Annotated in this window: 13 protein-coding genes, 1 tRNA gene and 1 pseudogene; 7 read left to right on the top strand and 8 right to left on the bottom strand. The window is 64.2% G+C overall.

Features of this window, described 5'->3' with window-relative positions; translation table 11 throughout:
- Positions 1 to 268 (bottom strand): annotated as a pseudogene (locus ACGVJ8_RS08045) (hypothetical protein); the annotation flags it as partial.
- Between the two features lie 75 nt (positions 269 to 343).
- The gene (locus tag ACGVJ8_RS08040; protein ID WP_392347058.1) at positions 344 to 1,051 is read right to left on the bottom strand and encodes a DNA-binding response regulator; all 708 of its coding nucleotides are present in this window, start codon (positions 1,049 to 1,051) and stop codon (positions 344 to 346) included.
- Between the two features lie 200 nt (positions 1,052 to 1,251).
- Between ACGVJ8_RS08040 and ACGVJ8_RS08035 the strand changes: the two genes are divergently transcribed.
- From ACGVJ8_RS08035 to pyrF, 3 genes are read left to right on the top strand one after another with little or no spacing between them, the layout of a single operon-like run.
- Entirely contained in the window at positions 1,252 to 1,581 is a 330-nt protein-coding gene (locus tag ACGVJ8_RS08035) for a DUF1825 family protein (RefSeq protein WP_392347054.1), read from the top strand.
- Between the two features lie 45 nt (positions 1,582 to 1,626).
- The gene (tyrS, locus tag ACGVJ8_RS08030) at positions 1,627 to 2,874 is read left to right on the top strand and encodes a tyrosine--tRNA ligase (RefSeq protein WP_392347052.1); all 1,248 of its coding nucleotides are present in this window, start codon (positions 1,627 to 1,629) and stop codon (positions 2,872 to 2,874) included.
- A complete protein-coding gene (gene pyrF, locus ACGVJ8_RS08025; protein WP_392347050.1) occupies positions 2,874 to 3,587 on the top strand; it encodes an orotidine-5'-phosphate decarboxylase in 714 nt (237 codons plus the stop codon). The genes tyrS and pyrF overlap by 1 nt, the downstream gene beginning before the upstream one ends.
- A 50-nt stretch (positions 3,588 to 3,637) precedes the next feature.
- Here pyrF and plsY read toward each other — a convergent pair whose 3' ends face one another.
- The 5 genes from plsY to ACGVJ8_RS08000 all read right to left on the bottom strand — a co-directional run bounded on the left by plsY (position 3,638) and on the right by ACGVJ8_RS08000 (position 7,854).
- Positions 3,638 to 4,249 (bottom strand): glycerol-3-phosphate 1-O-acyltransferase PlsY, encoded by a 612-nt coding sequence (gene plsY, locus ACGVJ8_RS08020; protein WP_392347048.1) that lies wholly within the window; start codon positions 4,247 to 4,249, stop codon positions 3,638 to 3,640.
- Positions 4,246 to 5,262 carry a DUF3086 domain-containing protein gene (locus ACGVJ8_RS08015; RefSeq protein ID WP_392347046.1) on the bottom strand — a complete coding sequence of 339 codons (1,017 nt, stop codon included), beginning with the start codon at positions 5,260 to 5,262 and terminating at the stop codon, positions 4,246 to 4,248. The genes plsY and ACGVJ8_RS08015 overlap by 4 nt, the downstream gene beginning before the upstream one ends.
- Positions 5,263 to 5,369: 107 nt before the next feature.
- Entirely contained in the window at positions 5,370 to 5,783 is a 414-nt protein-coding gene (locus tag ACGVJ8_RS08010) for a DUF3119 family protein (protein WP_392347044.1), read from the bottom strand.
- Complete coding sequence (locus ACGVJ8_RS08005) at positions 5,780 to 6,529, bottom strand: MlaE family ABC transporter permease (RefSeq protein WP_392347042.1); 750 nt, start codon at positions 6,527 to 6,529, stop codon at positions 5,780 to 5,782. Before ACGVJ8_RS08005 ends, ACGVJ8_RS08010 begins: the two co-directional genes overlap by 4 nt.
- The gene (locus tag ACGVJ8_RS08000) at positions 6,526 to 7,854 is read right to left on the bottom strand and encodes an MFS transporter (RefSeq protein ID WP_392347056.1); all 1,329 of its coding nucleotides are present in this window, start codon (positions 7,852 to 7,854) and stop codon (positions 6,526 to 6,528) included. The genes ACGVJ8_RS08005 and ACGVJ8_RS08000 overlap by 4 nt, the downstream gene beginning before the upstream one ends.
- Before the next feature lie 130 nt (positions 7,855 to 7,984).
- Between ACGVJ8_RS08000 and ACGVJ8_RS07995 the strand changes: the two genes are divergently transcribed.
- A tRNA-Gly gene (locus ACGVJ8_RS07995) sits at positions 7,985 to 8,055 on the top strand.
- Positions 8,056 to 8,059: 4 nt separating this feature from the next.
- Here ACGVJ8_RS07995 and ACGVJ8_RS07990 read toward each other — a convergent pair.
- The gene (locus ACGVJ8_RS07990) at positions 8,060 to 10,165 is read right to left on the bottom strand and encodes a glycogen debranching protein (RefSeq protein ID WP_392347040.1); all 2,106 of its coding nucleotides are present in this window, start codon (positions 10,163 to 10,165) and stop codon (positions 8,060 to 8,062) included.
- Positions 10,166 to 10,206: 41 nt separating this feature from the next.
- Between ACGVJ8_RS07990 and ACGVJ8_RS07985 the strand changes: the two genes are divergently transcribed.
- The 3 genes from ACGVJ8_RS07985 to gluQRS all read left to right on the top strand — a co-directional run.
- Positions 10,207 to 10,866 carry an MBL fold metallo-hydrolase gene (locus ACGVJ8_RS07985; protein WP_392347038.1) on the top strand — a complete coding sequence of 220 codons (660 nt, stop codon included), beginning with the start codon at positions 10,207 to 10,209 and terminating at the stop codon, positions 10,864 to 10,866.
- A 133-nt stretch (positions 10,867 to 10,999) separates the two neighbouring features.
- Complete coding sequence (locus ACGVJ8_RS07980; protein WP_392347036.1) at positions 11,000 to 11,275, top strand: HU family DNA-binding protein; 276 nt, start codon at positions 11,000 to 11,002, stop codon at positions 11,273 to 11,275.
- Between the two features lie 50 nt (positions 11,276 to 11,325).
- Positions 11,326 to 12,052 (top strand): tRNA glutamyl-Q(34) synthetase GluQRS (gene gluQRS / locus ACGVJ8_RS07975; RefSeq protein WP_392347034.1); only part of this gene is annotated, 727 nt, incomplete at its 3' end.

Below are 12,052 nucleotides of genomic sequence, written 5' to 3'. Positions count from 1 at the left end.
CCAGATCGCTCGGCAGCTCAAGCAAGCGGAACAGATCATCGGCGCCGGCAAATTGCACCCCTCCCTGCTGCAGCCGCACCAGCAGATCGGCTGTGTCCTGGCTGCACCCGGGCAGTTGCAGCCACTGATCGCGGCTAGCGCGGTTCACATCCATAACCCAGGCCGACGGTTCAGGCGCGATCGGTAGTGGCTGCGCTGGCGCCGGCAGCTGTCCGGTGGCCTGCAGCACCCGCCTGGCCAGGGGATCCAACCAGTGACTGCGGGGCATGCGGCTCTGCAGAGATGGGCTGACCTTAACGAGGGTGCAGGGGCTTCGTCTCCTTATGGCCTGGAGCGGGTTCCTTCAGGGCGAAGGGTTCCAGCGGGGAATCGGCAGCGGTGGATCCACCAGGTTGCGCTGAAACGCTATCAGCACCGCCTGGGTGCGGCTTTTGGCATCGAGTTTGCGCAGCAGCCCTGTGACGCAGTGCTTGGTGGTTTCAATCGAGAGGTGCAGCTGATCGGCAATCTCCTGATTGCTGAGGCCCTTGCAGAGCCCGCGTAGCACATCTTCCTCCCGCAAGCTTAGCACATCACTGAGGGGATGGCCGGTGCCGCCCGAGCCGCGGTCGTGGTTGGCCACCCCAGCAATCACCGGATCCATGTGGCTGCCATCGCTCTCCATGGCGCGCAGAACGCTGAGCAGGCCGCCGTTGCCGATCCGCTCATGGCTGCAGAGCCCCTCGCATTGCGCCTTGGACGCAGCGTGAATCGTGCTGAGTAAGGGGCGCTGAATCAGCATCAGGCAGCGCAGGGAAGGCTGCTGGGCCTTGGCAGCCGCCACCAGGGAGGGGCCGTTGCCGCGCTCAAGCTGGTCGCTGCAGATCAGCAGATCAGCGGCTGTGTTGCTGAGGCAGGCCAGCGCCTCCGCTTCGGTGCTGGCGGCCCCCACCAGGGAGCCGAGGCCATTAAGGCTGTGCACCAGACCGCTGATCAACACGCGATCGGCGGAGGCAACCACGATGCGACGTCCTTCCAATAGGGACCTGTGTCGCTGGGGAAGCTCACGCATTGCGCCGAACTGAGCGGTGAAGTCCACATCCTGGACGCGGCCCGACATTCACCATGAATCGGATGCCGCCGGAGGGTGGTTCGGGTCAGCAAGACCGTACAAAACGTCTTTGTGCACGCCAATAAGAGGTGCGGCGATCACCCCCGTTGCCATTGGCCAATCCTTGGCAGACTTCACCGAAACAGTGCGCAACGCTGACGATGACCTTCTTCGATTCCGACATCGTTCAGGACGAAGCTAAGCACCTGTTCAGCGATTACCAGCAGCTGATGCAGCTGGGCAGTGAGTACGGCAAGTTCGACCGGGAGGGCAAGAAGAAATTCATCGAGACTATGGAAGAGCTGATGGGCCGCTACCGGGTGTTCATGAAGCGCTTTGAACTCTCGGAGGATTTCCAGGCCAAGCTCACGGTGGAGCAGCTGCGCACCCAGCTCAGCCAGTTCGGCATCACCCCCGAGCAGATGTTCGACCAGATGAACTCCACCCTCGAGCGGATGAAGGCCCAGATCGAGCAGCCCCCTTCCAGCTGAACCAGCCTCGTACGATCACCAGCGCTCGCTTGCTGCGCCTTCCCCATGCCGGACTCTATCCCGTCGTTGCCGGATTGGCTGTCACGGGGCATGGTCGACCTGTTCCCGGCCGGGGATCCCAATGATGCGGATCAGGCCCTAGCGGCCCGGTTGGCGCAGGCCGAAAAAGAAGGTCGGTCGCTGCGGGTGAAGCTGGGCATCGACCCCACCGGCAGCAACATTCATCTGGGCCACAGCCTCTTGTTCCGCAAGTTGCGGGCCTTTCAGGATGCGGGCCACACGGCGGTGCTGATCATTGGCGATTTTACGGCGCGGATCGGTGATCCCACCGGCAAGAGCGCCACGCGGGTGCAGCTGAGCAAGGAGCAGGTGGCTGCCAACGCCTCCACCTACCTTCGCCAGTTGGGACAGGACCAGCCTAAGGAGACGGCGCTGCTCGATTTCGAGACCCCTGGCCGCCTGGAGGTGCGACACAACTCCGAGTGGCTGGAGGGGATGGACTTGCCGGCGGTGATCGGCCTGCTTGGCACCGGCACCGTGGGCCAGATGCTGGCCAAGGACGACTTCTCCAAGCGCTACGGCAGCGGCACCCCGATCGCCCTGCACGAGTTCCTCTACCCGCTGCTGCAGGGCTACGACTCGGTGGCAGTGAACGCTGATGTGGAGCTGGGCGGCACCGACCAGAAGTTCAACGTGGCCATGGGCCGCGACCTGCAGCGCCACTTCGACAAGGGCACTCAGTTCGGCTTGCTGTTGCCGATCCTGGTGGGTCTGGACGGGGTTCAGAAGATGAGCAAGAGCCTCGGCAACGTGGTGGGCCTGGAAGAGGACCCGCTCTCGATGTACTCCAAGCTCGAGAAGGTTGGCGATGCGGCGATCGACGACTACGTCACGTTGTTGACCGACCTCGATCTGGCATCGCTGCCGGATAACCCGCGCGAGAAGCAGAAGGTAATGGCCCTGGCGGTGACCACCAGCCGCCATGGTCTGGCGGCGGCGCAGAAGGCGCAGAGCGATGCCGCCACCCTGGTGGGCGGCATCGGTGATGCCGGCGCTGATGTGCCTGAGGCCTCTTTGGCGGAGGTGAACTTCCCGGCCAAGGCCTTTTATCTGCTCAGTATTATAGGTATCTGCGCCAGCAGCAGCGATGCTCGCCGCCAGATCAAGGGGGGAGCGGCGCGTCTGGAGGGCGAGAAGATCACCGACCCCAATCACCAGTTCGCTTCAGCGGAGGAACTGGAGGGCAAGGTGCTGCAATTGGGCAAGAAGACCTTCCGTCGTTTGGTGAGCTGATGACCTTGCATCCCGCTGACCGCATCATCGTGGCCCTTGATGGCATGGTCCCGGATCAGGCCCTGGCCTTTGCCGCCCAGGTGGAAGGGCTGCGCTGGGTGAAGGTGGGCCTGGAGCTGTTTGTGCAAGCGGGACCTGAGGTGGTGGCTCAACTGCGCGAGCAGGGCCTGCGGGTGTTTCTCGACCTCAAATTTCACGACATCCCGGCCACGATGGCGGGTGCTTGCCGGCGGGCTGCTGCGCTGGGGGCCGAACTGATCACGGTGCATGCCTGCGCCGGCAGCGAAGCACTCCAGGCAGCCCAGGCCGCGGCGGTGGAAGGAGCCCAAGGTGCTCGCCAACCTGCCCTCACCCTGCTGGCGGTGACGGTGCTCACCAGTTGGGAGGAGCAGCGATTGCAACGGGAACTCGCCATTGCCCAGGGCATCGCCGAACGGGTGCCGGCATTGGCACAGCTGTCGGCGACCGCCGGCATTGGCGGTTGTGTGTGTTCACCCCTGGAGGCCGCGGCATTGCGGGCCCAGCACCCCGAGCCGTTTGCGTTGGTGACACCCGGCATTCGCCCCAAAGGTGCAGCGGTGGGTGATCAGGCCCGGGTGATGGGGCCTGCTGAAGCCATTGCCGCGGGGGCCAGTCAGCTGGTGATCGGTCGGCCGATCACCAAGGCCGAAGATCCCAGTGCAGCATTTGCAGCCTGTTGCGGAGATCTTTGATCGACCCGCTTCACTTTGTTAGGTGAGCCGGTTGTGATTAAGGAGCCAGCTCAGCCTTTGGCTTTCTGTCCGATCTTGGGTTCAGTGCCCGCCAGCAGCCGCTCGATGTTGCTGCGGTGGCGCCAGAGCACCATCAGGCTAGCCACCAGCGACACCACCACGTAGGCATTGCTGCCGCCTGAGAGCACCATCAATACGGGCAGACCGATAGCGGCCACCACGCTGGAGAGTGACACGATCCGGAAGATCGAGATCACGGCCATGAACAGGCCAAAGCAGGCCAGCCCCACCGGCCAGGCCAGGCCCAGAAACATGCCCAGGCCTGTGGCCACCGCCTTGCCGCCCTTCCAGCCCAGCCATACCGGCCAGATGTGACCTGCCAAGGCTGCAAGGCCCGCCAGCACCTGCAGCCAGTCGCTGAGGCCAACGCTTTTCGCCAGCAACACCGCCAGGGTACCTTTGCCCACATCGATCAGGAACACCACGAGGGCTGGAGCTTTGCCCACATTGCGCAGCACGTTGGTGGCACCGGTGCTGCCGGAGCCGCAATCGCGCAGGTCGATGCCTTTGAGCCAGCGGCCGGCAAGGTATCCGCTGGGGATGGCTCCCAGCAGATAGCCAATGGCCAGGAGCAACAGAGAGGTGAGGGCTGTTTGGATCACAGCAGATCGTCGTCGAGGCGTTCACCCGGTCCGGCCGCAAAGGCCAGCCAGAGCGGGAACTGAAGCACAGGGATGTCCACGCTGCGCTCGGCCGCATCGATCAGGATCAGCGGCACTTCGCCCCGCTCCTCCAGACGGTCGGCCCGCTCCACCAGGGCTTCGGGGCGTTCGAACAGCACGATGCCGCTGCTGGGGCCGAAGTCTTCCCGACCTAAGCCCAGGGCATCCTGCAGCCCGCGCCGCCATTCGCCAAGCCGTTCCGGGCCGCCGGCCAGCACCAGGCACTGGAATTGATCGCCGTACAGCTCACCGATCACCGCGATTAGGGCTGCACTCATAAGGATGTTGCGCGGCCGGGTGCCGCGGCTGGGTTGGGCGCCGCGTCCGCCCTGGTTGAAGAACCAGTCTTCCAGCAGGGCCGTGTCACGGGCGTCGATGCTGCGCCGCAGGTTCCAGGGGTCGGCGTAGACGTCGGGCTGTTTGAGGAAGCGCTCCAGAGTCTGGCGGATCAGCGCTTCATCGGGGCGGAAGGTGTCGGCTACCGCTGGCGGTGGGGTGCTCTCACCGGTATTCACCGGCGCCATTGCGTTGTCTGCCGCCTGATCGAGGGGGGAGGGCTGCACCATCATCGGCTGCACCACCAGCTCCAGGTTTTCCACGCTCTCCACCAGACCCTGCAGAGCGCCGCCCAGGTACGCCTGGAAGCCTTTCACCCGGCGAGCAATAGCGTCGGACTGGCCGGTGAAGTTTGCCTTCAGCTCGGTCTCGAGTTGCTCTTTACGGGAGCTGAGAGCGGTGATCTCGGCCTGCAGAGCATCGCGGCGCTCCTGGAGATCCTTGAGGGCCAGCTCCAGCACGGGGTTGGCTTCTGCCGCGGCGGGCTTGGCACTGGTGGTGCTGGCGGGTTCTGTGCTGGTTTCGCCGCTGGATTCCGTCGAGGCCTGCTCCGGTTCAGGTGCCTGGGGGGTCAAGTCGGTGTCGTCGCGCATTGCGTCAGCTGCCGTGCTCTCCATCCCTCTATTCCAGCTGACCAGACCGCAGAAAAAAAGGTCGCATCAAAACTGAGGGATGGGAGCACGAAATTGCGTAGATATGATCACGAAATCAGCACGAAATCGTGCTACAACTCGTTTGTATTCGTGTCTTCTTTAGGTACTTCCAGCTCCTCCACCCGCAGTTCCAGCTGTTCCCGCAGCTCTTTGGGGCTGAACAGGATCGGCAGGAAGTGAATGCTCTGGGTTTCGCGGAAATAAAACAGGCCCGGTAGCCAGGGGGCGAACAGCCTCCAGCTCAGCCATTGGTCGTAGGGGAAGCGGCGAAGCTCGCGGCTGTTCTGCCACACGATCAGCGTTTCTTCCTTGAATTCCAGCCGCAGGCTGGCGCTCTGGATCAGCAAAAACAGGCCGAATAACGCCACCACCAATGTTGGCCAAGGCGAAAGCGGCAGCGGCACTAGTGCCAGGCCAAGCGCCACCACCAGCAGCGGCAGCCGCACGTCCGGCGTGAGGGTGACGGGGGCGGGGGTTGAACTCATGCTCCGAACAGCACTTGAGTGAGAAAGACATCCATCAGGGCCACCAGGATCAGGATCATCACCACCGCGCCGGTGGTGCTGGTGCCCACTTCTTTGGGGCCGCCGCGGGTGGTCAGTCCCCAGCCGCAGGCCACCGTCGCGATGATCAGCCCGAACACCAGAGCCTTCACCAGCATGAACGGCAGGTCCAGCGGGTTTATCCAGTTGCGCACCGAGGTCCAGAACACCGCCGGCGGGATGTTGTAGAGAGCCGTGCTGGTGATTTGGCCCGACCACACCGCCACGAAGAAGAAGAAGAAGCACTGCACCGGTGCCATCACCACCATTGCGATCATCCGCGGCACCACCAGGTACTCCACCGGATCGGTGCGCAGCATCGTGATCGCGTCGATCTGTTCGGTCACCTTCATCGTGCCGAGCTGGGCTGCGTAGGCGGTGGCCACCTTGCCGGCCAGCAGGCAGGAGGTGAGCAGGGGGGCGATCTCCCGTGCCAGGCCGATCGCCAGGATGCCGCCCACCGTTGATCCCACCCCCTGGCGGGTGAGTTCTGCGGCCACCTGAATGTTGAACACCGAGCCGGCGGCCACCGAGATGATCAGCACGATCAGCACGCTGCCCGGGCCGGCCTCCAGAAGTTGCTCAAACAGTTCCCCCCGATCGATACGGCCGCGCAGGGTGGCCGCAACGGCCTGGCCTCCGATCAGCAGGCTGGCACCCAGGCGTTTGATCGAACGGGGCGTGTTCATCCGGCGGCCTTCTGCAGGTGGGCTCCACGGTCGGGCCAGCCTCGCATCACCACAAGGCCAAGCAGCACAAGGATGGCGGGAATCAGACCCATGCAGAGCCGGATCGCCAGCAGGGCTGAATCCGGCTGTTCGATGAAACTCAGCGCCCCACTGCAGTTGCCTCCCTTGGCGGAGATGTAGCCCGTGAGCGAGAGCAGGCTGCCGAACACCGACATGGTCAGGCCGATGATCAGCTTCTGGCCGAACACCATCCAGGCGGTGTAGAGCCCGGCGGGTTTGCTCGGGTCAGCGTCGATCGCATCGGGCAGCAGCGACCAGGGGATCAGATAGGCAGTGGCGGCTCCCATCCCCACCAGGGCAATCAACCCCACCAGCGGCAGCAGTTGCAGCAGGCCGGGATCTGCCGCCAGGGGCGGGAACAGCATCGAGAGCAGGCAGGCGCTGATCCACAGCCCCGCGCCCCAGCGCAGAGTGGCCACCCGACCGATGCGGTTGCTGAGGTTGCTCCAAAGCTGAAGCCCCAGCAGGGCAGCGATCTGGAAGGGCAACAGGATCCAGGTGGAGAGGGTGGCGGGCACGTGCACCACCTGCACCAGCCAGATCAGGGCCACCACCTGCATCAGTTGCAGGCCGAACCAGAGCAGCAGGTACAGCCCCAGCACCTGGCGGAAGCGGGGGTTGGCCATCACCCGTTTCAGCTGCTGCATCGGCGGCTCGTTGTTGGGCACCGGGCGTTGGGCCCGCTTGGCGTAGGGGGCCAGCCCCCAACAGCAGAGCAGCGTGGTAGTGGCGGCAATGCTGCCGGTGATCCGGCCCATGGCCAGGTAGCCCCCACCTCCGTTGGTGAGCACCAGCGAGGCGACGATCAGTCCGCTCAGGCCGGCCAGGATCGAGCCGGTGAACCGCGCCGCATTGAGGCGGGTGCGAATGGCGGTGTCCGGCGTGAGTTCGGTACTGAGGGCGGCGTAGGGCAGGTTGACGCTGGTGTACGCGGTCATCAGCAACACCGCCATCACGGCGTAGTAAGTAGTGCGCTGCACCGTGTCGCCCGGGGGCACCCACCACATCGCCGTCAGGCAGATGCCAAGCGGCAGCGCCGCGGTCAGCATCCAGGGCAGGCGCGGGCCCCAGCGGCTGCGGGTGTGATCGCTGAGCCAGCCGATCAATGGATCATTCAGCGCATCCCACACCTTGCTCACCGTGAGCAGGGAGCCGGCGATGAAGGCCGGCAGACCTGCGGTGCAGATAAAAAAGGGGAAGAGATAGAAGCCCAGCTGGGTGGCGGCAAGCCCGGTGCCGGCGTCGCCCAGGCCGTAGGCCAGCATCAGCCTGCGGCGTGATCCCTGCAGGGATACGTCGATCGGTGTCACGCTGAGGCTCCGGGCAGACGGATTGCCATAATGGATGCGTGCCTACGACACCATCAGCCCCGGGGCAGTGGTTCGTTTGTGCTGCGCGGGTGTTGTGTAATGGTAAGACCTCAGCCTTCCAAGCTGATGACACGGGTTCGATTCCCGTCACCCGCTCTAATCACAACCGCAGGCCTGAGGTCTCCTTCTCCGCGAGCAGCAGCACGAAGCTCCAGCTCTGTAGCGGAATCTCCATGCCGCTGAAACTGGCCGGCTCGGCTGGGAAATCCTTGGGGCTGGGCAACGAGGTGTCGATCACCCGTTTCCAGGGGGAGGCAGGAACCGGCAACTCAAAGTTGAGGCTTTCCTTGTAGGCGTTGAAGCCCATCCACAGCAAGGCGCCGCGGCTGCCGCGGTGGAGGCTGGTGGCCGTGGTGCGGCTCCAGGCCGCCCAGTCGGGTTTGGCCAAGCTCACCCCGTGCCATTGACGCCAGAGATCGCTTCGCTGTTCCGATGGTTGCTCCGCTGATTTGCGGTTGCTTTCCCGCGGCGGCACCAGCGGATTGAACAGTTGCGGCAGGGCCTGGCGCAGCCGCAGCAGCCGCTGCAGAAACTGCTTAAGTTCCAGGTCGCAGTGGTCTTCATCCCAGACCATCCAGCCCAGCGGGCTGTTCTGGCACCAGCTGTTGTTGTTGCCCCCTTGGCTGCGGCCTACTTCATCGCCCATCAGCAGCATTGGCACGCCACGAGCCAGCAGCAGCGAACTGAGCAGGTTGCGTTGCTGCCGCCGCCGCAGGCTTTGCACCAGGGGATTGCTGCTGGGGCCTTCGATGCCGTGGTTCCAGCTGTTGTTGTGGTTCTCGCCGTCGCAGTTGTCTTCGCCGTTGGCGAGGTTGTGCTTGCGGTTGTAGCTCACCAGATCCGCCAGGGTGAAGCCGTCATGGGCGGTGATGAAGTTCACCGAACGCCCCAGGGCGACGGGCTTGCCGTCATAGAGATCGGGGCTGCCCTTGAACCGCTGGGCCAGACTCCAGGTGCTGTGGTCGTCCCCTTTCCAGAAGCGCCGCACCCCATCGCGGAAATGGCCATTCCAGGTGCCGATCCGCTTGGCAGGAAAGTCATCCAGCCGATACAGACTGCCGCAATCCCATGGTTCGCTCACCAATTTCAGGTCGCTCAGCTGCGGGTCGGCCTCCATTGCCGTGAATAGGGGCGGCTCGTTGAGGGGTTTGAGCTGGTCGCCGCGGCTCAGGGCGATGCCTAGGTCGAAGCGGAAGCCATCCACCCCCAGCTCCAGGGCCCAGCAGCGCATCGACTCGAGGATCAGCTGGGTGCTGATCGGCGCATTGGCGGCGATTGAGTTGCCGCAGCCGCTCACGTCTTGATAATCGCCGTCGTCGTTTTGGTGGTAGTAGACGTTGTCGGCACAGCCGCGCCAGCTCAGGGTGGGGCCATGGCGGTTGCCCTCGGTGGTGTGGTTGTAGACCACATCCAGCAGCACCTCGATGCCGGCGTCATGGCAGGCGGCTACCAGTTGGCGCACCTCATGGCGGGCCTGCAGCGGATCGCCACTGCTGCAGTAGCCGTGGTGGGGCGTGAACCAGCTCAGGGGGCTGTACCCCCACACGTTGTCGCGCCCTGGGGGGGCATCGGCCGGGTCGAAGCAGAACACCGGCAACAGCTCCACCGCCGTGATGCCCAGCTCCTTGAGGTAGGGCAGCTTCTCGATCAAGCCCAGGTAGGTGCCGCGATGCTCTATGGCGACCCCGGCATCCTCGCGGCGGGTGAAGCCCCCCACGTGAAGCTCGTAGATCACCGTGCGTTGCCAGCTGTGGAGCGGGTGCGGATGGGCCTGGAAATCGAACAGATCCCTTTCGCACACCACCGCCTTGAGGCAGGCATGGGCATTGGGAGAGGGTCCGGTGGCCAGAACCCGGTCGTAGACCTCCCAGCCACTGATGGCACGGGCGGCGGGGTCCAGCAGCACCTTGGAGGGCTGGAAGCCATGGCCCCCCGGAGCCAGCGGACCGAAGACGCGGTAGCCGTAACAGCAGCCTTCACCGAGGCCTTCTATTTCCACATGCCAGTAGTCACCTGAACGGTGACGTCGACCGTCCAGTTCGATCACCCGCTCCGGGCTACGGTCCTTGCCGTTGCTGTACAGCAGCAATTCAATGCGGTCGGCCCCGGGGGCCGCCAGCGCAAAGTTCACACCTCGGCTGGTGAGGCTGCTGCCCAGGGGCCAGGGAGAACCGGGGTGAATGCCACTCAAGGCCCGTTGGGGCATCTCAACTTCAAACTAGTGGTTTGGTCCGTTGTTTTGAACCAATGGCGATGACCACCACACTTGAGGCCGGTCGGCCGCCGCAGCAGCTGCGTGACGACCTCTGGTTGTTCCCGCCCAACCGCGACAGCCAGGGCGGTAGTTCCTGGTGGCTGGATTTGGATCCCGAGCCCGTTTTAGTGGACTGTCCGCCGTTGACAGAGGCCAGCCTCAGCGCCCTGCGCCAGCTGGCAGGAACCCGCAGCCCAAGGACCCTGCTCACCAGCCGTGAAGGCCATGGTCGCCTGCGTCGCGTTCAGGAGCGCTTGGGCTGGCCGGTGCTGGTGCAGGAACAGGAGGCCTATCTCTTGCCTAACGTTGCGCCATTGGAGACCTTCGCTGAGGAACACACCACGGTGAGTGGTTTGCGGCTGTTGTGGACGCCGGGACCGACGCCGGGGAGCTGTGTGGTGTTCGCTCCGGCACCAAATGAGCTGTTGTTCTGCGGGCGTTTGCTGACGCCATGGGCTCCCGGTCAGCTCGCGCCGATGCGCCATGCCCGCACATTCCACTGGCCCAGACAGCTGAGCAGCCTGGCCAAACTCAGGGGTTGGATCCCTTCAGATGCTAGTCCCCAACTGCTTTCTGGGGCTGCACTCGGTGCCTTGCGTGGGGAGCAGCTCGTGCCCTTCAATGGTTGGAGCGATGTTGCGGACAACTGCTAAAGCGTTGCGGCACAACACGTTTCGCTTGCAGCAACCGGTTGCTCTCCATACGATTAAGCCGCTTGGGGAAGGCAGCGGCGAGCCCACGACGCCGTATCCGAGCCGTCTCCCGCCCCCCGACTCTCTCTAACCAATGAACAAAGCAGATCTGGTGAATCTGGTGGCTGCTCGCACCGAGCTCACCAAGACCGACGTCTCCCTGGTTGTCGACGCCGCCATCGACACGATCATCGACTCCGTGGTGGAAGGCAAGAAGGTATCCATCCTGGGTTTCGGCTCCTTTGAACCCCGTGAGCGCTCCGCCCGTCAGGGTCTGAATCCCAAGACCGGCGAGAAGATCGCGATTCCCGCCAAGCGCGTTCCCGCCTTCACCGCCGGAAAGATGTTCAAAGATCGCGTTCAGGGCTGATCAGCGCCTCAACTTCGTTCTTCAGGCGGCCCAGTAGGTCGCCTTTTTTGATGGTTGTTCCGGAGCATCTGCAGCAGCATCTGGAGCTGGGGCGAGCCCTGGCTGCCGCCGGCGGCTACCGCGGCCGTTTCGCCCCATCACCGACGGGGGTGCTCCACCTCGGCAACCTGCAAACGGCTCTGCTCTCGTGGTTGGCGGCACGTCAGGCCGGAGGTGCCTGGTTGCTGCGCATCGATGACCTCGACACGCCGCGCAACCGCGCCGGTGCCATCGAGGCGATCCAAAGCGATCTGCGCTGGCTGGGCCTGGAGTGGGATGGCCCGGTGTTGCTCCAGAGTGAACGGCGTGGCACCTACCACTCCTGGTTATCATGGTTACGCCGATCCGGACGTTTGTTCGCCTGTCGCTGCTCGCGGCGGGAACTTGCCGATCAGCCGATCTACCCCGGCTTCTGCCGGATGGCTGGGCAGAACTGGGGCTGGCAGCAGCAGCGGCTCCCCAGTTGGCGCCTGCGGGTGGCCGATGACGATCCCCATGGCAGTGGTGATGTGGTGTTGCGGCGAGCCGATGGCTTCATCGCTTACCAGCTCGCCACCGTGATCGACGAACTTAGCTTCGGCATCACCGATGTGGTGCGTGGTGCTGATCTGCGTGAGGCCCTGCCAGCCCAGCACAGCCTGTTCGCAGCCCTGGGTGAATCACCGCCCCAGTTCCGGCATGGGCCGCTGCTTTGCGATGCCAACAGCCAGAAACTCTCCAAGTGTGAGGCAAGTTCCG

It is taken from the genome of Parasynechococcus sp., from assembly GCF_042954245.1.
Taxonomy (GTDB): domain Bacteria; phylum Cyanobacteriota; class Cyanobacteriia; order PCC-6307; family Cyanobiaceae; genus Parasynechococcus.
Note: the sequence above shows the minus strand (reverse complement) of the source record. Positions and strands in the feature narration are given on the sequence as shown.